17 protein-coding genes are annotated in these 22133 nt (G+C 43.3%); 14 read left to right on the forward strand and 3 right to left on the reverse strand.

Annotated features, from left to right (window positions below):
• Window positions 1-461 precede the first annotated feature (461 nt).
• The 11 genes from GGD38_RS26705 to GGD38_RS26755 all read left to right on the forward strand — a co-directional run bounded on the left by GGD38_RS26705 (window position 462) and on the right by GGD38_RS26755 (window position 13312).
• A complete protein-coding gene (locus tag GGD38_RS26705) occupies window positions 462-1490 on the forward strand; it encodes a Kelch repeat-containing protein (protein ID WP_375303205.1) in 1029 nt (342 codons plus the stop codon).
• On the forward strand, window positions 1477-1818 hold the full coding sequence (locus tag GGD38_RS26710) for a DUF4907 domain-containing protein (protein WP_375303204.1): 342 nt from the start codon (window positions 1477-1479) through the stop codon (window positions 1816-1818). Before GGD38_RS26705 ends, GGD38_RS26710 begins: the two co-directional genes overlap by 14 nt.
• Before the next feature lie 181 nt (window positions 1819-1999).
• Window positions 2000-2707, forward strand: a complete 708-nt coding sequence (locus GGD38_RS26715; protein WP_375303203.1) for a LytR/AlgR family response regulator transcription factor — start codon at window positions 2000-2002, stop codon at window positions 2705-2707.
• Window positions 2708-2809: 102 nt separating this feature from the next.
• Entirely contained in the window at window positions 2810-3283 is a 474-nt protein-coding gene (locus GGD38_RS26720; RefSeq protein ID WP_375303202.1) for a Panacea domain-containing protein, read from the forward strand.
• Window positions 3283-3678, forward strand: coding sequence for a hypothetical protein (locus GGD38_RS26725; RefSeq protein WP_375303201.1), 396 nt, complete (start codon window positions 3283-3285; stop codon window positions 3676-3678). The genes GGD38_RS26720 and GGD38_RS26725 overlap by 1 nt, the downstream gene beginning before the upstream one ends.
• Before the next feature lie 388 nt (window positions 3679-4066).
• A complete protein-coding gene (locus tag GGD38_RS26730; RefSeq protein WP_375303200.1) occupies window positions 4067-4819 on the forward strand; it encodes a murein L,D-transpeptidase catalytic domain family protein in 753 nt (250 codons plus the stop codon).
• Between the two features lie 120 nt (window positions 4820-4939).
• Window positions 4940-5914, forward strand: a complete 975-nt coding sequence (locus GGD38_RS26735; protein WP_375303199.1) for a Gfo/Idh/MocA family protein — start codon at window positions 4940-4942, stop codon at window positions 5912-5914.
• An 8-nt stretch (window positions 5915-5922) separates the two neighbouring features.
• On the forward strand, window positions 5923-7335 hold the full coding sequence (locus GGD38_RS26740) for a sugar transferase (RefSeq protein ID WP_375303198.1): 1413 nt from the start codon (window positions 5923-5925) through the stop codon (window positions 7333-7335).
• A gap of 74 nt (window positions 7336-7409) precedes the next feature.
• On the forward strand, window positions 7410-8975 hold the full coding sequence (locus GGD38_RS26745) for a M1 family metallopeptidase (protein ID WP_375303197.1): 1566 nt from the start codon (window positions 7410-7412) through the stop codon (window positions 8973-8975).
• Between the two features lie 465 nt (window positions 8976-9440).
• Window positions 9441-12365 carry a M1 family metallopeptidase gene (locus GGD38_RS26750; RefSeq protein WP_375303908.1) on the forward strand — a complete coding sequence of 975 codons (2925 nt, stop codon included), beginning with the start codon at window positions 9441-9443 and terminating at the stop codon, window positions 12363-12365.
• Window positions 12366-12379: 14 nt separating this feature from the next.
• Window positions 12380-13312 (forward strand): GNAT family N-acetyltransferase, encoded by a 933-nt coding sequence (locus GGD38_RS26755; protein ID WP_375303194.1) that lies wholly within the window; start codon window positions 12380-12382, stop codon window positions 13310-13312.
• A 4-nt stretch (window positions 13313-13316) separates the two neighbouring features.
• Here the strand turns inward: GGD38_RS26755 and GGD38_RS26760 are convergent, their stop codons facing one another.
• The 3 genes from GGD38_RS26760 to GGD38_RS26770 form a co-directional block, all read right to left on the reverse strand.
• Window positions 13317-14462, reverse strand: a complete 1146-nt coding sequence (locus GGD38_RS26760; protein ID WP_375303193.1) for a hypothetical protein — start codon at window positions 14460-14462, stop codon at window positions 13317-13319.
• A gap of 11 nt (window positions 14463-14473) precedes the next feature.
• Complete coding sequence (locus tag GGD38_RS26765) at window positions 14474-15148, reverse strand: 2-C-methyl-D-erythritol 4-phosphate cytidylyltransferase (RefSeq protein WP_375303192.1); 675 nt, start codon at window positions 15146-15148, stop codon at window positions 14474-14476.
• Between the two features lie 350 nt (window positions 15149-15498).
• Window positions 15499-15873 (reverse strand): STAS domain-containing protein, encoded by a 375-nt coding sequence (locus GGD38_RS26770; RefSeq protein WP_375303191.1) that lies wholly within the window; start codon window positions 15871-15873, stop codon window positions 15499-15501.
• Window positions 15874-15984: 111 nt separating this feature from the next.
• Between GGD38_RS26770 and GGD38_RS26775 the strand changes: the two genes are divergently transcribed.
• The 3 genes from GGD38_RS26775 to GGD38_RS26785 all read left to right on the forward strand — a co-directional run bounded on the left by GGD38_RS26775 (window position 15985) and on the right by GGD38_RS26785 (window position 21614).
• Window positions 15985-18513: an ATP-dependent Clp protease ATP-binding subunit gene (locus tag GGD38_RS26775; protein WP_375303190.1), complete on the forward strand. Its 2529-nt coding sequence runs from the start codon at window positions 15985-15987 to the stop codon at window positions 18511-18513.
• 421 nt (window positions 18514-18934) lie between these two features.
• Entirely contained in the window at window positions 18935-19627 is a 693-nt protein-coding gene (gene cmk / locus GGD38_RS26780) for a (d)CMP kinase (RefSeq protein WP_375303189.1), read from the forward strand.
• A 514-nt stretch (window positions 19628-20141) separates the two neighbouring features.
• The gene (locus GGD38_RS26785; protein ID WP_375303188.1) at window positions 20142-21614 is read left to right on the forward strand and encodes a T9SS type A sorting domain-containing protein; all 1473 of its coding nucleotides are present in this window, start codon (window positions 20142-20144) and stop codon (window positions 21612-21614) included.
• Window positions 21615-22133: the final 519 nt, after the last annotated feature.

The raw sequence follows: 22133 nt of genomic DNA on the forward strand, positions 1-22133 counted from the left end.
GCAAATTTATAATAAGCCGGGTAATATTCCCGGCTAAATTGCGCCAAGTTTCGGCGGCAAGCCGGTACCAGCGGGTGCAAAAGTGCGTTGTGGAAAATGATATGGGATGGGGAATATGTTAAGACTTGGTTAATGTTGTGGTTTACAGTATTTAACATGTTGGTTGTTTCTGTAAGCTTGCAGCTTTTTAACCCGAAAAGTTGTTTATTAAGCAAGATTTGGTAGGGCTGTAAGGCAAAAAATAAGCCTTCTGGTCTCAAAAGATGATAAACTCATGTTGGTCGACTCATTAACCTTATCTATCTATTTTATAAAGTTGTTTGGAATTCACGGAAATATTTTTACCTGCCGATATATTAAAAAATTAAAAACGGGCATGTGAAAATGCCTGCCAAGACCGGGATCAACGGCGTTCCTGGTCGCTGGTATTGTTTTAAAAATAAAACAGCAAAAAAAACAAAATGAAGAATGTTCTAGTTTACTCCCTGGCCCTTGTGATTGCTACCGCACCACTTCTCATTATTCCTGCTTGTAGTAAGAGTTCCGACAGCTCAAGCGACCTGGTGGGTAACTGGGTATATTTTGGCGATTTTGATGGTAACGCCCGTAGTGAGGCAGTTGCCTTTACTATTAAGGATACTGTGTTTGTAGGTACCGGTTTGACCTCTTCTAAACGTTTGGCCGATTTTTGGAAATATTCAAATAGTGACAAATTCTGGACACAGATTGCCGACTTTGGTGGTGGTGTACGCAGCCAGGCAGTTGCCTTCAGCGTTAACAACAAAGGTTATGTAGGCACCGGTTTGGATGTTAGCCAGAACTACACTAACGATATTTGGGAGTTTGACCCAGCTGCAAACAAATGGACCCAAAAAGATGATTTTGATGGTACTCCCCGCAGAGACGCCGTTGCATTTGTTGCTAATGGCAATGCTTACATTGCTACCGGTTACGATGACAACTACCTGAAAGACGTTTGGCAATATAATGCCGGCACTGATAGCTGGAGCCAAAAACCCGCTATCGCCGGTTCAAAAAGAGCTGAAGCCACTGTATTCACTATAAACGATAAAGTATACCTGTTCAGCGGTAACAACAATGGATCTGCCATTAACGACCTGCAGGTGTTTGATGCCGGTTCTCAAACATGGACTTCATTAAGAAAACTGACCAACATAAGCGACGAAAGCTATGATGATAAATACACTTCTATCATCCGTTACAATGCTGTAGCCTTCACTATCGATGGCAAAGCATATGTGACCAGCGGCGAAAACGGCAGCATGAACTCACGCACCTGGGAGTACAACCCCGGTGACGATACATGGGTTGAAAAAACTGCTTTCAGCGGCACAGCCCGTACCGGCGCTATTGGTTTCACACTGCAAAACCGCGGCTTTATTATGAGCGGCCGTAGCGGAACCAATCCTTTTGACAACATGTACGAGTTTCAGCCTAACGCTGAAGACAATACCGATGACAATCAGTAAAACGCATAAAATGGTACTGCTGGCAGCATGTTTATTTGCAGCCGGCAGTACTTTTTTTTTATTGGTAATTAAGAAGCCGGCCCCCCAACAGGGCCTGCATTACAACGTTTTCAAAGCGGAGAATGGCTGGGGTTACGACGTACTTGTTAACGAACGGATATTTATACACCAGCCTTTTATACCGGGTAAACCCGGTAACATCGGATACAATACTCAGGAAGAGGCGGCCGCCGGCGCCAAAACTGTTATAGAAAGTTTAAAATCAGGCGAAAATCCCATGTTTGGTCAAAAGAAGGAGCAACGCTCTGGCGTCTTACCTGCTCAATAAAGTAATGACCAACGACATCTTCAATCATTCGGTCCTCGTTATTCTTTTATTCGTCAATTTCTTTTTAGTAATACCCTGCCTTTTGGGGTACAAATACCGTATTAGGTATACGCCACGTTCGGGCCCACCTGGTTGTGAACGGGCCGCCTGTTTATTGTAAATCTGAAAATCGAATTGTTCTATGAGAATTAATTGCCTTATTATCGATGATGAACCCTGGGCGCTTGACCTGTTAGAAGATTTTATTCAGAAAGTACCTTACCTTAACCTGGTAGCCCGTTGTGAAGGGCCTGTGGAGGCATTCCCATATTTTGAAAAAGAAGAAATTGACCTGGTGCTGCTTGATATTCGTATGCCCGAACTAAGTGGTACCCAGTTTTTAAAAACCCTGAACAAAAAACCGGCAGTTATTTTTGTTACAGCTCACAATGAGTATGCAATGGAAGGCTTTGCGCTGGATGCCGTTGACTATTTGCTGAAACCTGTTCCGTTCGACAGGTTTATGTCTGCCGTAAATAAAGCTTACGAATACATCAGTTATCGTAAAACGAAATCGTTGTTGAAGAAAGACGATTTCCTGTTCATTAAGACCTCGCACAAAATTCAGAAGATCTTTTATAACGATATACTTTACCTCGAAGGGTTGAAAGACTATACCAAGATACATTTGGTTGATAGCAAGAAACCTTTTGTAACGTTACAAAGTCTCAAATACTTTGAGAACCGCCTGCCACACGAAGATTTTATTCGCATACACCGCTCGTATATTATTTCATTGCGAAGGGTAGATACCGTATCGCGCAAGGCTGTGTTGCTTGGCGAAACGGAACTGCCATGCAGTGAGCATTATCGTAATATGTTGTATTCTATCATAGGAGAGAAGCTGTGATAGGGTGAGCGGGGTGCCGTTAGAGAACGCTAAATTAATTAGTATTAAAAAGAAATACGTATATTTGGTTAAGAAGAAAAAATCAAATACCAGCGTAATTGTATGTCTTATCCAGCCTCACTCATCGCCTATGCCTTTGTAAAAAAGGGTATCAATGAAGGAAAGTTTGTGACGCAAATGAAGTTGCAAAAGCTAGTGTATTTTGCACATGGCCATCACCTTATTAAATACGGCACCCCGCTTATTAAAGAAAATTTTCAGGCATGGTTATATGGTCCGGTTATTCCGGAAATATACGACGATTTCAAGCTCTACGGCAGCCGCCCAATTACCGATACTTCTTCCTGGCTGCCTTCAGAAACCGATAAAGCGCCCTACCTCTTCGATGAAGCTGCAACCGATTCTATTAATTATACCTGGGAAGTCTTAAAAGATATCTCGGCTATGTCGCTTAGCAATTGGACACACCAGCCCAACTCACCCTGGTCAAAAGTTTACGATCCCGATAAAAGGTCTACTCCCATCAACAACGATGATATCAAACTCTACTTTGAAGGCCTGCTAATAAAAAAATAATGAAAACCGCACCCGAACAAAGTGTTGCTTCAGTTACTGAGGCAAAAGATCTACTGCATCCTTTGTACGAAGAAAAGGCAGATAGCCGGGTGAACCTGAAAGACACCAATGAAGCAGAGATCAAAAAGCTCGACCTGGATGCCGCATTCTCACAGGCGCAGTTAAAACGGCTGCTCGATGATAATAAAGCCCGTAAGAATTTCAGTGTGTTTATATTCGCTATCACGGTTTTATGGATGTTTCTGGTACTGTTTATCATAATCCAGTGCAGCCGCAAAAAATTCATTCTTTCCGATGGCGTACTAATAGCCCTTATTACCACCACCACCGCCAATGTTTTTGGCTTTTTCTACGTTGTGGTGAATTATCTTTTTAATAAAGACAAATCAACTTAGGCTCGTTTTTGAAAGCCGGATGCTTTATTTCCTTTTACAATCTGTTACAGGTTACAAGTTGCAGGTTGCAGGGGTTTGAAATCAGATCCTGCTTAGAATTGCGGCAGTTTCCTTGAAACCTGGAACCTGCAACCTGGAACCTGCAACCCGAAAAAAGTTATTCACATTTTCACGCAAAGCGGCCTGTTTAAAAGTTAAAAGCAAATTAATAATATAGTTAATGTACCCTTTGCCCGTTCCCGGACTGATTATTGTTGCATAAAAAGGCTATTTTTAAAGATATCCCAAGGGATAATATCCTTTTAAAGAATAGCGTTCATTAATTTCTGTACCGGATAGATGATGGTCTGGTTTCATTCCATCTATCCAAAAAAGCGGAACGGATTCCATGCGAAAACCATTAATCGTAAAACCGGGAAAACGGCTATACCTGTACCTGTTGATAGGTATTGTAGCGTTGCAAACGTCAGCTACCCACACATTTGGGGGTACCAGGGCGAATAATAACCTCTTTTCCGATTCTTCGGCAAACAACTCCTTCTTTTCCATTGCAAATAAATTGAATGTATACGACAGCCTGCATTTAAAAGCCGCCGGCCTGTCGAAAAAGGTCTTTACCATGGCCTTAAAAGGGATGGCCAAACTGGTAAAGAACCGTCATATAAAAGACAACCTGCTGGCGATCGTTGACTTTAGTCAGCCCAGCAATGCCAAACGCCTGTATGTGATAGACCTGAACTCGTATCAGTTGGTTTACAATACGTATGTGGCGCATGGTATGAAGACCGGCAAGTTGAATGCCGTATCGTTCAGTAATAGACAATCGTCAAATAAAAGCAGTCTGGGTTTTTATGTAACCGGTGAAACCTACAATGGCAGCAATGGCTATTCGCTTCGTTTACAAGGCATGGAAAAAGGCATTAATGACGGGGCCATGCGCCGCGGCATTGTGATACATGGCGCCGATTATGTATGCGAAGGATTGATTGAAAGCCAGGGTTATATTGGCCGCAGCTGGGGCTGCCCGGCAGTAGCGCCGGAGGTTTCGCAACCACTTATTGATCTGTTGAAAGACGGCTCCTGCCTGTTTATTTACCATCCTACAGCGGCTTATACAAGCAGGTCTGCCTTATTAAAATAGTGAGAATTTCCACAAATCGCATTATCTCAGTCACTTATTAACATCCCATACAATTACTGGTAATAAAAAAGCGTTTGGTAACGGGTGCTACCTGTTATCTTTGCGCCTTTAATTGTACGTATGCTAAAGATCGGTGTATTTGGCGTTGGTCATCTGGGTAAATTTCATTTGAATAACTGGAAAGAGATCAAGGGAGTAGAGTTAGTTGGCTTTTACGATCCCTCGGATGACGCGTCGCAGGATGTTACGGAAAAATATCAGATTCCCCGTTTTTTGGATGCAGAACGGCTCATTGATGCCGTTGATGTAATTGATGTAATTGCGCCTACACAATACCATTATAACCTGGCCAAAATGGCCATTCGCAAGGGTAAACATGTGTTCCTCGAAAAGCCCATGGCCCATACCATGCAGGAAGCTCAGGAACTGGTGAACCTGGTAAAGGAATCGCAAATAAAACTGCAGGTGGGGCACGTTGAACGGTTCAACCCCGCTTTTCTGGCGGTAAAGAATATGGAGCTTAACCCCATGTTCATTGAAGTACATCGCCTGGCGCAGTTCAATGTACGTGGTACCGAAGTGAGTGTTATTCTCGACCTAATGATCCACGACATAGACATTATTTTAAACCTGGTAAAAAGCGAAGTGAAACAGATATCGGCCAGCGGCGTTGCTGTAATGACCGATACCCCGGATATAGCCAACGTACGTATTGAGTTCAATAATGGTTGTGTAGCCAACCTTACCTCAAGCCGTATCTCCATGAAGAAGATGCGGAAAATGCGGTTATTCCAGAAAGATGCTTACATTGGGATCGACTTTTTAAACAAGAAGACTGAGATCATCAAGTTGAAGTCTCCCCAGGATGTTGACGCCTTTTCCTTCGATCTTGATACCTTACATGGTAAAAAAACAATTGCGGTTGTAAATCCGCTGGTGCCCGAAGTGAATGCCATTAAACAAGAACTGGAATCATTTCGCGATGCCATCCTGAACAATACCCCTACAATGGTATCGGAGGTGGATGGTTACCGGGCCATGGATGTAGCACACCAGATATTGCAGAAAATAAAAAACAATAATATTATTGTGTAACCCTGTACATGCCTTCGGAAAAACGTATCCATAGTACCTGGTACCTGCTGGGCGATTATTTCGCAGCCATATTGGCCTGGGTCGTTCTGTATTTTTCGCGACGGCTGTTGTTACATGAACAGGTAATTGTCGACAACGAGCTATTGCTGAACGATCGCTTCTGGTATGGTATAACCATCATCCCTGTTGTATGGATTATCTTCTACGCACTTGTTGGCGCTTACAACGATCTTTACCGGAAATCGCGTTTCGGCGAATTCAACATCACCCTTCTTTGCTGCCTCATTGGCTGCACCTTTATTTTCTTTGCCATTGTAATTAACGACCCGCAAAAAGATTATACTTACTACTACAAAGCATTGTGTTGTTATATTGTTGCCCAGTTGGTGTTCACCTGGCTATGGCGAAGCGCTTTATTGAACCGGGTAAAAAAGCAATTGCTGCAGGGACATTTGCGCTTCAATACGTTGCTGGTGGGTGGCAATAGCATGGCCGAACGTATATTTTTAGATACCCGCGATGGTTTGCGTACCGCCGGTTACCATTATACAGGTTTTATAAGCGCCGGCGAACCCAATGGCATCAGCCATCATATACCCTGGCATGGCTGGCTGCACGAAATGGAAAAAGTGATTGATGAAGGCGCCATACAGCTGGTAGTTATTGCATTGGAGAAAGAAGAAAAAGTGCATGTAGAAAAGATCGTTGACCGGCTAAGCGAATTGGATGTAGAAGTGAAGATAGTGCCCGATGTACTGGATATTTTGTCGGGCTCGGTAAAAACAAGCAACCTGTCGGGCGCTTTTTTAACCGATATAAAATCGGGTTTAATGCCGCAATGGCAACAAAATATAAAACGGGTAATTGATGTGGCCATTGCCTTAATTGGGTTTGTACTGCTGCTGCCACTGATGATCTATGTGCTCATCAGGGTTAAATTATCATCACCAGGCCCGGTGTTATATTCACAGGAGCGAATAGGGTATAAGGGCAGAAAATTCCGTATTTACAAGTTCCGCTCCATGTATCACCCCGCAGAAAAGAACGGCCCGCAGCTGTCTTCAACCCACGACCCCCGGGTTACCCAATGGGGCCGCATAATGCGTAAATGGCGGCTCGATGAATTGCCCCAGCTTTGGAATATCATAAAAGGTGAAATGAGCCTGGTTGGACCAAGACCCGAACGGGCCTATTATATAAATCAAATACACGAACAGGTGCCGTACTACTCGTACCTGTTGAAAGTAAAACCGGGTTTAACCTCCTGGGGCATGGTGCAGTTTGGGTATGCCGAAAATGTTGATGAAATGATCAAGCGTATGAAATACGACCTTATTTATATTGAGAATATATCCCTGGCGCTTGATTTTAAGATAATGATATACACCTTGCGCATTATATTTATGGGCAAAGGAAGATAGCACAATTAGCTAATTTGCTAATTTGATAATGTGCTAATGAAATACAGTACTTAAAACTTAGGATTAATAATTCTATGAAAACACTTTGTGCTTTTTTAATGATTGCGGTATTGCCACAGATTGGCTTGTCACAAAAAGATTACTGGCAACAGGAAGTGCGGTACGATATTCAGGTAGCATTAAACGATAAACAACATAGTTTAAAAGGCGATCTGTTGGTAGAATATATCAATAACTCACCCGACACACTTAACTACATCTGGTTTCATTTATGGCCAAATGCATATAAAGACAAGAACACTGCATTGGCCAAACAGCTGGCGCAGGAAAAAGACAATGTAAAGAAAGTGTTGATCAACGATCCTGGCTATATTTCTAACCTGCATTGGAAAATAAACGGGCAAAACGCAAAAACAGAAGATGATACGGCTAATATAGATATGGTAAAACTGGTATTGGCGCAGCCCTTATTGCCCGGCAAACAAATTACCATAACCACGCCGTTTACTGTAAAGCTGCCCAGCTATTATTCAAGATCGGGTTATACCAATAAACAGTTTATGGTTTGCCAGTGGTACCCCAAACCGGCTGTATACGACCGCACCGGCTGGCACCAGTTCCCGTACCTTGACCAGGGTGAATTTTACAGCGAATACGGCAGCTTTAAAGTGAATATTACCGTGCCTGCCGAATATGTTGTTGGTGCTACCGGCACCCTTCAAACCCGCGATGAACTGATGAGGTATAAAGAAATAGGCCTTGAAAATAATAACGGAAAAGCAACCCAATATAAAACCGCTACCCCGGGTAAATTAAAGACCTTACAATATTATGGCGAACGCATTCATGATTTTGCCTGGTTTGCCGGTAAGGACTTTATAATCCGCTATGATACTTTGCAGTTGACCGAACGTGATACCGTTGAGGTGTTCTCTTACGGACAAACCTCGGGCAACAAAACCTGGAAGAACAGCACCAGCTATATAAAAGACGCAGTGCGCCATTATTCAAAATGGATAGGCCAATACCCTTACCCGGTAGTACAGGCCGTGGAGGGACCAAAAAATTTATCGTCGGGTGGTATGGAGTATCCGATGATCACGTTAATAACCAGTCCGAACGCAAAGGAAGAAGAAATGGATGCGGTGATCACACATGAAGTAGGGCATAACTGGTTTTATGGTATTTTGGGTAGCAACGAACGCGATAATCCCTGGATGGATGAGGGGCTCAATACCTATTTTCAGTTCAGGTATGAGGCTGAGAAGTACCGCTCCAACACCATTCTGGCATCAATGATACCAAAGGACCTTAAGGAATTATCGGAGCCGGATTTTCAGGCAAGGATCTATGAAGTGTTGAATTCTATTCCGGCCGATAAACCGATCACTACCGGTTCAACCGGTTTTACCAATAAAGATGATTATGGTATTGTTGTTTATGTAAAAACAGCTGTATGGATGTTTATAATGGAAAATGTGCTTGGGCGCGATGTGTTGGATAAGGCCTTACAGTCGTACTTTACTAAATGGCAGTTCAAACATCCCCAGCCTGAAGATTTTAAAAAGGAACTGGAATTGGCTAGTGGCCAGAATTTGGACAAATACTTTGCTTTGTTGGATAAAGAAGGGAAGTTGTAGAACACAATGTGATAATGTGATAATTTGCTAATGTGATAATGGAATACAGTTTGACGAGTTGATCCCGATGCAATCGGGAACGAGTTAACAAGGCAGTGATGAGTTGATAGAGGTGTTGAGTTGATAAAGGAGAAGGTAGTTTTTAGTTCTCAGTTTTTAGTTCCAGGGTTCAAGTTCCGATTCTCCGTTATGGTGTGGTCCGCGTAGTAGCTGTATTCTGTATTCGATTTAAGCTTTAGGCTTACAGCTTTCAGCTGTTTTCACGTTTGCCGTTTCACGTTTCACGATAGCGAGGCCCGAAGTTCCGGGAACATTGCCGATTGCCGATTCACGCTTGCCGTTTCACGGGCAGCGAGGCTTGGGATTTCGGAAACCATTGCCATTGCCGATTGCCGATTCACGATTGCCGTTTGTAGATAACTTATCCTTAGCTTATTGCTTCATGACTATTGACCATTAACAACAATGAAAAAGCTTTACCTTCTACTACTTATTGCATTGCTGCGGTTACCAGCCATTGGCCAGGCCGATTACTGGCAACAGGAAGTGCATTATACTATTGATGTATCGCTCAATGATACCGAACATTCGCTGGAAGGTTTTTTAAAGCTGCGGTATGTTAACCATTCGCGCGATACGCTGCGTTTCATCTGGTTTCATTTATGGCCCAATGCGTTCAAGAACGATAGAACGGCATTTACCGAACAAACCCTGCAAAACGGGGATACGAAATTCTATTTTTCTACCCGTGATAAAAGAGGATATATAAACCGCCTCGATTTTCGGGTAGCAAATAGTACTCTTAAAACAGAAGATCATCCGCAATACATAGATGTTATAAAAGTTAACCTGCCGGCGCCATTGGCACCCAACCAGGAAACCGAAATAACCACGCCTTTTCATGTACAATTACCTGCCAATTTTTCGCGCGGGGGGCATACCCGGCATTCCTACCAGGTTACGCAATGGTATCCCAAACCAGCCGTGTACGATCGTTTAGGCTGGCATCCCATTCCTTACCTCGATCAGGGTGAGTTTTACAGCGAGTTTGGCAGTTTTGATGTGCGCATTACCGTTCCCCAGGGATATGTAGTGGCTGCAACGGGTGAGTTGCAGAATGAAGAGGAAAAAGAATGGTTGAAGAAAAAGGCCGATACTGCCAATCAAACGCGCGAAATAATAATAAAGAAGAAACCGGGGTTCGGCCAAAAGCCAGTGGCAAAGAAACCTGTAGCAAAGAAACCGGTAGCTAAAAAGCCAACTTCTATTGGGAAAAAGAAAATTCCGCAAAAAAAGCAGCCGGCTCAAATTGCGGAGCAACCACAAACCACCAACCGCAAACCACAAACTCTTAAAACCCTTCAATACAAACAAAATAACGTACACGACTTTGCTTGGTTTGCCGATTCGGCTTTTGTTGTAAAGCAGGATACCATTCAACTGGCATCGGGGCGGGTAGTGCAGGCCATGAGCTTTTATCGCTCAATAAAAAGCAAGGGCTGGAACAAAAGCATTCAATTCTTAAAAGACGCGGTGCATTTCAGATCGAACCTTATTGGCGAGTACCCTTATAATGTAGTGAGTGTGGTAGAAGCCAAAATGGGTTTTGAAGGCGGCATGGAATACCCTACCATTACCAGCATTTCGCCGGGCTTTGATGAAAAAACACTGGATATGACCATTGAGCATGAAGTGGGTCATAACTGGTTTTATGGCATACTGGCCAGCAACGAACGCGATCATGCCTGGATGGATGAAGGTGTGAACACCTATTACGATAACCGGTATAAGGCAATGAAATATCCCAGCAACAATTACCCGAAATGGCTGCAAAAAAGATTGCCCGATAACATTGAAGAGTTACCTGTTGATGCCCTGGCACAAATTAAAAAAGACCAGCCAATAGCTACGCCATCAGGCGACTTTACCGAGGTGAATTACATGGCTATAGTGTACCTGAAAACGGGTTTTATGATGCAACACCTTGAGAATGCTATAGGCACTCAGCGTTTCGATAGTTGTATGCAGGCGTATTACCGCCAATGGCAATTCAAACATCCGTATCCGCAGGATTTTCAAAAAAGCTTTACGGTAGGGGATGGTAAGGCCGTGCAATCGTTTATGGATTCGCTGCAACAAAAAGGCGGCATAAATACGATGGCCCGCCGCAAGTGGAAACCGGTGTTTTTATTCTCTCTGAGGAATTATGACAGCGTAAGTTATTTAAACTGGATGCCGGCAGCAGGGTACAATAACTACGACCAGTTTATGATAGGGCTGCTGTTGCATAACTATACCTTTCCGGCACATAAGTTCCAATACTTTTTGGCCCCCCTGTTTGCAACCGGCAGTAAAGAAGTAACGGGCCTTGGCCGTATTGGTTATACCTGGCGGCCTAATAAAACATTCGATAAAATTGATCTTTCAGTAAGTGGTGCACACTTCTCAACACAGGATGGTGTTGATAGTTTGGGTAAGACCCTCTATAATGGTTTTTACAAAGTAGCCCCGGCGCTGCGGTTCACATTCAAAAATAAAAATGTTCGTAGCACTGTTGATAAATGGCTCGAGTGGCGCACCTTCTTTATTTGGGAAAACGGTTTCAGGTATGTGATGAAAAATGAAGATGGTGAGTTTTACCCAACAGAAGGCAAAACAACCAACCGCTATCTGAACCAGCTTACCTTTAATATTGCCGATTACCGCACTTTATATCCTTACGATGCACAGTTACAGGTGCAACAGGGGGAAGGGTTTTACCGGGCAACGGCCACCGGCAATTATTTCTTTAACTACGCCAGCTACGGCGGCTTGCAAATGCGGGTATTCGCCGCCAAATTTGGTTATATAGGTGAGAAAACGCTTTCAAAGAAATTCAGCACACTGGCCTATCAACCCAAGTTAACTGCCGTGCGGGGCAACGAAGATTATACCTACAGCAATTACTTTGTGGGCCGTAATGAAGCGGAAGGGTTTTTAAGTCAGCAGGTAATGATGCGCGATGGCGGACTGAAATTGCGCACCGATCTGTTTCAGGGTTTGCAGGGCCGGTCAGATAACTGGATCGCTTCCATGAACCTGAACACTACATTGCCCAAAGGACTGTTGCCCGTTCAACTGCCAATAAAGATCTTCCTCGATGCCGGTACCTATGCCGATGCCTGGAAGAAGGATGCGGCCACCAGCCGGTTCTTGTATGTGGCAGGTTTACAACTGGGCCTGTTTCACGACCTGGTTAATATTTATGCGCCCCTGTTATACAGTAGGGAGTTTAAGGATAACCTGAAAACGGTGCCCGAACAAAATTCATTCTTTAAAAAGATCTCCTTTAGCATCGATATTCAACGGTTCAATATACGCAAGGTAACAGGCAATAAGATCCCATTTTAGTAGCTTAGCGCATTATGCACCCCAACCTGCAATACCTGCATCGTACACAGATCGATACCCAAAAATGGGACCGATGTATTGCCCATGCAGCCAACGGGTTGTTGTATGCCCATTCTTTTTACCTCGATCATATGGCCGATAACTGGGATGCCCTGGTGCTGGGCGATTATGAAGCGGTAATGCCGTTAACCTGGCGTCGTAAATTTGGCATCAGTTATTTGTACCAGCCATTTGTAACTGCCTCATTGGGGGTGTTCTCTGCATTGCCCATTGATGAGGCGTTGATTAAAACATTTATAGATCACATACCCGGTAAGTTCAGGCTCATAGATATTGACCTTAACGCCGGTAACAATGCTTTAAGCGGCCGCCATGTAACCCCGCGAAAGAATTATGAGTTGAAACTCGATGCTTCATATCCATTACTTCAGGAACAATACAACAGGCATGCCCGCCGTAAATTAAAGAAGGCCAATGAGGCGCGATTAACAATCACTGAAGATGTAGATGTTGAGACCATTGCCGAACTGTCATTTACCATGATGAAGGAAAAGGATGCCGTACCAAAAGCCGATTACGACCGGTTTGTGCGATTGTACAAGGGGATCCGGCCGCAGGTAGAAGCCTGTAACACCATGGCAGCGTTGAATGCAAATGGCAGCATAATTGCCAGTGACATTAATATTGTTTACAACAAAAGAGTTTACTCATTGCTGGCTGGTAATACATCCGGTTCAAATGAAAACGGCGGGTTTTACTTTGTGCTCGATCAGCTGATAAAGAAGTATGCCGGCACAGGGTATGTGCTCGATTTTGAGGGGTCTGATATTGCGGGTATTGCTTTTTTGTTTGAATGCCTGGGGGCGCAATTAACCTGGTATCCCCATATTACCATAAACAGGCTGCCGCCAATACTGCGTAAGCTTAAAATGTTAAAGTATCAATAGCGTTTTATTTCTTCTCTGTAAGATAAGACAATAGCTTTTTCATAGCCCACTGGTTGCCATGCTCGTTCCAGTGAATATCGCCACAATCAAAGAACTGCTGTTTGTAGTTCTTCTGATCATCGGGGTTGCCGGTTGTAAGCAAATCGGTGTATATGATATTTTGCGTCTTACAGAATTTTTCAAGCTCAGTAACAAGTGAAGGGAATGTTTTGCTGTTGCCATACCGGCGCCAGTCGCTGGCAATGGGAATGGTAAAGGCAATGATCCTTTTACCGGGTGCTGCATTGCGCAATGACAATAAAGATTGCTTTAAGCGGTCGAGCTCTATGGGTGAATAATCGAAATAACCAGAATAAGTTTTGTGGCCCTGGGCATGCTTTGCAATAACATTCACCGCACCTTTTTTCTTCATAACAAAGTACAGGATATTGAACCAGCAGGTAGTGTTTTCCAACACGTGCCGCAATTTGTATTTGAAGGTTGTTTTGTAATGCAGGTAGGCATTGTAACTAAACTCCGATTTATTTAAATGATCGGTGTAGTAATAGATGCTCATGTTAGGGTAGGCGCCTTTCCAGTAAGGTTTATAGCGAAGCGGGCTTTGTGATGAATCGAACTGAATATTGTCGTTCATAAAATCGTTCGCCGGTAAAATGCCTAACAGTATTGTATTGTGATCGTATTTTGATGCCAGGTGTTTATACACCAGGTATTCCTGGGTGCTGCCCATATCGCTGCAGGCAAAGTTCATGAATTCATGACCGGTGGCGGCCTCCAACAGGTTCGATACGCGGTCTTTATCAGCAATGCCAAAGCCTTCCATAAACGAATCGCCCAATACAATACAGCGGTTGGTATCGGTGCTGTGCAATGTTCTTTCAACGTCTCTGGCGCCTGTGGAATTAGGATCGCATGTAAGCGTTACACAACCATAGCGCGCTTTTACCGGATAGTTATAATGCCATACGCCCCATTGTTCATTTACATCGGCATAGGTGTAAGGGAAAACCATGGTATCGCGCGGATCGGTAAAAAATTGCGGAAGGTTGGCGCCTATGTAGCCGGTTTTGATGAAAATAAAACAGGTTATTTCTATAAGGATGTAGGTGACTGATCCAACAAGAAAAATTCGTTTTATTTTATTTTTCATCAGGGGCGATGTTATGCGGTTCGTTCCTCAAGGATCTTTTGGGCCAGCAGAATATCGAGTGGCCGGGTGATTTTTATATTGGTGGCTTCGCCTTCGATCAATTGAATGGCAACACCCAGTTTCTCAACCACACTGGCTTCATCGGTAAATGAAGCATTGTAGGGTTGTTCAAAGGCTTTTTTAATGATATCGCTGAAGAATGTTTGCGGGGTTTGAATAACACGCACTTTGGTGCGATCGAGCAGCTGACTGCCGTCAGGGGTTTCAATACGCAAAGTGTCGATGGGTTGAATGGCAGGAATGGCATTGCCTTTTTCAACCGTTTGTTCATAACAGCGGTGAATAAGGTTGGTGGTGATCAAACAACGTACGGCATCATGAACAAACACAACGCCGGGGTTTTCAATAAGGGCAAGGCCGTTCTTAACTGAATGAAAGCGGGTTTCGCCACCTACTGTTATCCTTATACGGGTGGGGTCGCTGGTGGTGTTTACGACATCGGCACCGATTTGCTGGTGATCTTTAGGCAGTACCAGAATGATCTGCACATCGGGCCAGGCTGTAAGAAAGGTTTCCAGTGAATGCCATAGCACCGGTTTGCCGCATAAGGGCAAAAACTGTTTAGGCAAAGTGGTGCCCATTCGCAAACCGGACCCTCCGGCTACTATAATTGCATATTTGTCCAAGTCTTTAATTCTGAATTGTTGGTTTTTTAGTTCCTGGGCCTGTCCCCGGTTATTGAGTTGTTCAGTTATTCAGTTGTTCAGTTTTCTGCTTTAGGCTTTGTTTACACTTCGCACGCCGGGTGTGTGGTCACATTTATGCTTCATTTTCCAATCTCTTGCTTTCAACTTGTTAACTGGTTAACTTGTCAACTTGTTAACTTCTAAACTTTAACATATCCGAAAAAGGTGTTTTAACCCATTTTTACTCTGTAAACAGGTGACACAACGGCGGTTCTTGACATATTCCGGTTTTGAGCTGTTCAACACATTTTTATGAGCTGTGAATAATACCGGGTGGGTAAAATTTTCAACTAAAATGAATCGCCCAGTTCGCGTTCTATTTCTTCCATATGTACTATATCCCATGCTTCGCTTTCTGTTGGCGCTACGTTCAATAATTCAAGCAGATCGGCGGCGTCAAGCTCTTTTTCCACCTGCTTTTGAAGGCCACAGATCACAAATGAAGCGCTTTGTTCGTAAAAGCTTTGTTGCAATTTCACAAGGTGCTCACCGGCAGCGTTATCAATGTTTTGAATGTCTTGTAAAATAAGCACCACGTTTTTAACTTCCTGTTGCAACAGGGGCATTAAACAAGCATCTAGTTCTCCTGTCATATTAGCAGATAAAGACACTTCTTTGATCTGAATGGCATGGAATTTCTCACTGGTATCAATTTTGAACTGCATAAGGTCTTAAAATTAAATTGATGCAAAACACAAAAACCATTAATAAAAGGGTACAACAGAATGTCAAAAATATTCGTTATTATTGTATAACACACAACAAATTATAATTAAATGGACAACAATTTTTCAGCCCAGGTAAAGGAGATCATTTCTTTTAGCAGAGAGGAGGCTTTACGGTTGGGAAACGATTTTATCGGAACTGAACATTTGTTGCTGGGGTTGATCCGTGAAGGAGAGAACACTGCTGTCCGTATATTGAAAAGCTTTAATGTGGATCTGTACGAATTGCGGAAAGAGGTAGAACTGGCAGTAAAAGACAAAACCGGTAAAAACATTGCTAACATAAACAGTTTACCACTCACCAAGCAGGCTGAAAAGGTGATACGTGTAACTGTGTTGGAAGCAAAAGCCCTGAAGAGCCCTACAGTTGAAACGGAACACTTAATGCTCTCCATTCTCAAGAATAAGGAAAACATAGCAACTCAAATCTTAAATCAGTTCGACGTGGATTACGATTTATTCAGAAACGAATTAGGCGTTGTTAAAAGCAACGACGTACGCAGCGAATATGCCGATGAGAACGAAGACGATTTTGATGATGAAAAAAAGTATTCGCAGCAGAAATCACGCTCTGCCGGTAATACAAAAAGTAAAACACCGGTATTGGATAATTTTGGCCGCGACATTACACGCTTAGCCGAGAGTGGTGCCCTTGACCCTATCGTTGGACGTGAGGAAGAAATTGAACGCGTGTCGCAGATCCTGAGCCGTCGTAAAAAGAACAACCCAATACTCATTGGCGAGCCCGGTGTAGGTAAAACCGCTATCGTTGAAGGTTTGGCCCTGCGCATCGTACAACGTAAAGTATCAAGAGTTTTATTTGATAAACGTGTGATCTCATTAGACCTTGCCGCTCTGGTGGCCGGTACAAAATACCGCGGTCAGTTTGAAGAGCGCATGAAAGCCATCATGAATGAACTGGAAAAAAACAGAGATGTGATCCTGTTCATCGATGAAATACATACCATCGTAGGCGCTGGTGGTGCAAGCGGTTCTCTTGATGCATCAAACATCTTTAAACCAGCCCTGGCACGTGGCGAACTCCAATGCATTGGCGCTTCTACCCTCGACGAGTACAGAATGTACATTGAAAAAGATGGCGCACTCGATCGTCGTTTCCAAAAAGTAATGGTAGAACCACCAAGTGTTGATGAAACTGTTCAGATCCTGAACAACATTAAATCAAAATACGAGGACTATCACAACGTTACTTACAGTGACGATGCCATTGATGCCTGCGTTAAATTAAGCGACCGTTACATTACCGACCGTTTATTGCCCGACAAAGCAATTGACGTTATGGATGAAGTAGGCGCCCGTGTTCACTTAAAGAACATCAACGTGCCTAAAGAGATCCTCGACCTCGAAAAGAAGATCGAAGATGTAAAGGTTGAAAAGAATAAAGTAGTAAAGAGCCAGAAGTTTGAAGAAGCCGCTTCTTTACGCGATACCGAAAAACGTTTGCAGGAAGAACTGGAAAAAGCGAAAGCAAGCTGGGAAGAAGAAAGCAAACACAAACGCTACCCCATAGATGATGAAGCCATTGCCGAAGTAGTGAGCATGATGACCGGTATACCGGTGAAGAGAATGGTGCAGGCAGAAAGCGAAAAACTGCGCCGCATGGCCGAAGATATGCGCGGTATGGTGATTGGTCAGGATGATGCCATTGAAAAAGTGGTAAAAGCTATACAACGTAACAGGGTAGGGTTGAAAGATCCTAAAAAGCCTATCGGTACCTTTATCTTCCTCGGACCTACCGGTGTTGGTAAAACCGAGCTGGCACGTTCACTGGCCCGCTACATGTTCGACTCTGAAGATGCGCTTATTCGCATTGACATGAGTGAATACATGGAAAAATTCACGGTGAGCCGTTTAATAGGCGCGCCTCCGGGATATGTGGGTTATGAAGAAGGTGGTCAGTTAACCGAGAAAGTACGCCGTAAACCATATTCGGTGATATTGCTCGATGAAATTGAGAAAGCACACCCGGATATTTACAACATCCTGTTACAGGTGCTCGATGATGGACAGCTGACAGATGGTTTAGGTAGAAGAGTTGACTTTAAGAACACTACCATCATCATGACCTCAAACATAGGTGTACGTCAATTGAAAGATTTTGGCGATGGTGTAGGTTTTGCTACCGCAGCACGTACGCAAAATGCTAATGAAAATAACAAAGCCGTTATTGAAAAAGCGTTGAAACGTACCTTCTCGCCAGAGTTCCTCAACCGTATTGATGATGTGATCATCTTCAACTCGCTGAACAAAGAGAACATCTTCTCAATCATCGACATCCTGATGAAAGGTGTAATGAAACGTTTGGCCAACCTGGGCTTCACCCTTGAGTTGACAACCGAAGCAAAACACTTCATCGCCGAAAAAGGATATGATGTACAGTTTGGCGCCCGTCCGTTGCACAGGGCTATTCAGAAATACCTGGAAGATCCTCTTGCAGAAGAGATTCTGAGCCTCCACATCAAGCAAGGCGACACCTTGTTGGCCGACCTTGATAAAGAGAACAGCAAGATCAAGTTCACGCTGAAAACGGAGAAAGAGAAATCGGAAGCAAACAATTAAGCATAAGATTAAGTATATCAATCCCTCCCGATACATCGGGAGGGATTTTTTTATGTCATTTTATGTGTTGTGGACAACTAAATAGGCAACATTTCGTTAATATTACCGTGTCCCTCGGTTTACAATACCCCCGGGTATAACGTGGCATTATCGCTATGCCGGCATATTATTCAGGGCATCCTCTAAGGTGATGGACTGCACCAGGTGACACAGCGTAGTGTGCCGATTTAGTCCCACTACAAATTAGATGTCGTCCCAAGACCGGGGCGACATTTATTTTTAAGGCACAAGGTTCAAGGCTCAAGAATCAAGGAACAGGGCCTGAAATTCAGGATTTCCGACTATGTTCAGACTGCTGGAAAATTAAAGACTTGCGCCTTGTTCCTTGTTTCTTGTTCCTTTACATTTGTACCCAATGTCTATGCAACATAAGATCATAATAACCATCGACGGATGGTCGTCTTGCGGAAAAAGTACACTGGCCAAACAACTGGCGCGTGAGTTAGGATACATATATATAGATAGTGGCGCTATGTACCGCGCTATTACGTTGTATTTTCTGCGTAACCACGTTGATTGGACGCATCCCGAGATAGTACATGAGGCTATGCAACATATAAAGCTCTCGTTTATGTCGAACCACAAGAGCGGCCAAAGCGAGATGCACCTAAATGGTGAGAATGTGGAGTACGTTATTCGCGACCTGGTGGTGGCAGAAAAGGTGAGTGAGGTTGCAGCCATTAGGGAAGTACGGGAGTTTGCTGTAAAGCAGCAGCAGGAAATGGGCCGTAGCAAGGGTATAGTAATGGATGGCCGCGATATAGGCACGGTTGTATTTCCCAATGCTGAATTAAAGATCTTTATGACGGCCGATAATGATATAAGGGTTAAACGCCGCTTTCAGGAGTTATACGAAAAGAACCCCAACGTAACTATGGAAGAGGTTAGGGCCAATCTTGAAATGCGTGATTATATTGATTCTCACCGCGAAGTAAGCCCGCTGCGTAAGGCCGACGATGCCCTTGAGCTCGATAATACAAACATTACCATGAAAGAACAGCTGGAAATTGCCAAGAAATGGGTGCTGGAGCGGGTGCCTGCATCTCATTCGTAATAATGTATACGCTATTTATAGTTAAAGCTTTTTCTGCCAGTTGCGGGAAAAGTTTTTTCTTTTATAAGGGGTTATAAATATTGTTGTTATGTTTAATGCAGACTTGTTTCAAGTCAATTATATATCTGTTCTCTTGCGAATATGAAATTCACATTCTATATTTGACTCATCTATCTCCAATACCCCTGATCATCACATCACGTCTCCTTAAAAACATCGGTATCAACAATTCTATTCCTGAGAAATTCCAGTAGACAGAATACGCTTAATTGCTGTATATAACCTCTAAATAACCGAAAAGAAAGTATGCATTGCATTGCTTCGCTATGCATATACTCCCCGGCTATTACAGGTATAACAGTTCCATTTTCACCAATAACCGATAACATACAACTTATTGCTCCGGCAAAACCGGCGTGCAGGATACTTATGTTCATACCCCTTGAAACAGTAGACCCAATATACCGCTGTGAAACACCCCTAATATTTTCCCTAACCACAAAATGCATTCATTATGAAGCGGTATTTACTTTTTATTTTATTTGCGACAATTACGACTATTACGCAAGCTCAGCTGGAAGAGGATTTTAGCCCTAACCCTACTGGTTGGATCTTAGATCAAGGATCCAAGTTTTATGTTTTAAATGGAAATGATGTTGTGCAAACTTCCGGGGCGGGTGATAATGTACCTGCGGTAATAGGTACGCCTGCGGTAAATAAAACATCTAATACAGTAAAGGTGTGTCTTGATATTACGGCTTGGGAAACCTCTATGAAAAATCAGATCCCTTTTCCCTGTATCACTTATGCAGATGTATTGTTTGTAAAATCTTCTGTAACTGATAAAAAGGATTTAGAAACAGCCTCCAATATTTATGCACACGTTGATAATTACCAGTTGGCGCAGGCAGGAGGAACGAATTGTTTTAGTTTTACTTTTCCTGCTGGTGTAAACGAAAGTAGCTTCAAAGTCTTTCTTTCGTTTCATGGAGCTTGTGGTAGTGGTGGATATAAATATGTGATCGATAATGTTTCTATCAGTGGCGTAGCGCTTATATGCGGTGGTACCAACTGTGCGCCTGTTGCATTGAACGATTGGTTTATTCGTGGCAACGGTACTGAAACAGGTTTTAGCGGCGCCTTGTATGGTTCTAATTTAGATTACCCTACCGGCAACACTGTAGATGCCGGCGGAACCGATAATGACGAGAACGATACGTATGCCCATTTGCGATGGAATGTACCTACACAACCAGTAAACGGAACGGTAGTTGTGAACAGCGATGGAACCTTTACTGTTACCCGTAATTCAACTACTATTACACAGTTGACATTTACTTACCAGTTAACTGATGACGGTCCGGATAACGACTTTGCCACAACAGCCGATAATATGACCGACGATGCAACGGTTACCATTAACTGGCCGCCGGCAGGTTCGCTGCCTGTATCGTTCACCAGCTTTACCGGTAACCGTAATGGGCAGAATGTTACATTACAATGGGCTACCAGTATGGAAAGCAACAATACCGGTTTTGAAATTCAACGCAGCACAGGCAATGGCGCATATGAAAAGGTTGGATTTGTAACAACAAAGGCTGCTAACGGAAACAGCAACCTGCCATTAACATATCAGTTTACAGAAGTTAATATGGCCAAAGCCAATACCTGGTACCGTGTAGTGCAGATAGATAAAGATGGTACCCGCAAAATGACACCATTACGCGGTGTGCGCGGTATGGAAGAATTATCGAAGATAACGGTATATCCTAACCCGGGAACTGCAAGTAACATGAATATATTGTTCGGAAGCAGTGCATTACGCGATATCAGGATCATTGACCTGAATGGAAAGGTGATAAAGCAATGGAACAATTATCATGAAGATAATATGTCAATAACCGGACTGCATACCGGAATTTACATGATGGTAGTAACAGAAAAAGGCAGCAATGAAAAGCTGACCCAAAAGATCATGATCAAATAGGTATCAGAATATGGAAGGCAAAGCGCTCCCCGACAATGCTGTCGGGGACGCTTTTTTTTTAGCGGCATACGCCGCAAGAGCCACCATTTTTAGCGCAATGGCCGCATCTGCTGCAGTTTTTACATGCCGAGCAGTACTTAGACCCTTTGCAGGTTTCATGATGTTTTTTCAGGTTATAAGAATAGCCAGAGAAAGCGGTAGCAAAGGCGGCGATGGCCACCATAGCGGATACAGCAAGCATTCGTTTCATAATGAGGGTTTGAATTAAGGGGTAATGGTAGGAATTATTTGGGTTAAAATAAATTGACGAAGGACAAGTTCGGATGAGTTGAGAAGGATGGGCATGTGGGACAAGGGGTTATGAATGGGAGGGTGGGAGAGAAGTTGATGGAGGTCAATGGGGAGGGTTAATACTTAGTTTTATTTTTGAGCTTCAATAAGCATCTAAAAGTATAAATCATAAATTAACTTAGCTCGCAAGCTTTCTAATGAGGTTCCCGGCATTCATTAACTACAAAC

The sequence above is a fragment of the Niastella sp. OAS944 genome, assembly GCA_024809215.1.
In the GTDB taxonomy this organism is placed as follows: Bacteria; Bacteroidota; Bacteroidia; order Chitinophagales; family Chitinophagaceae; genus Niastella.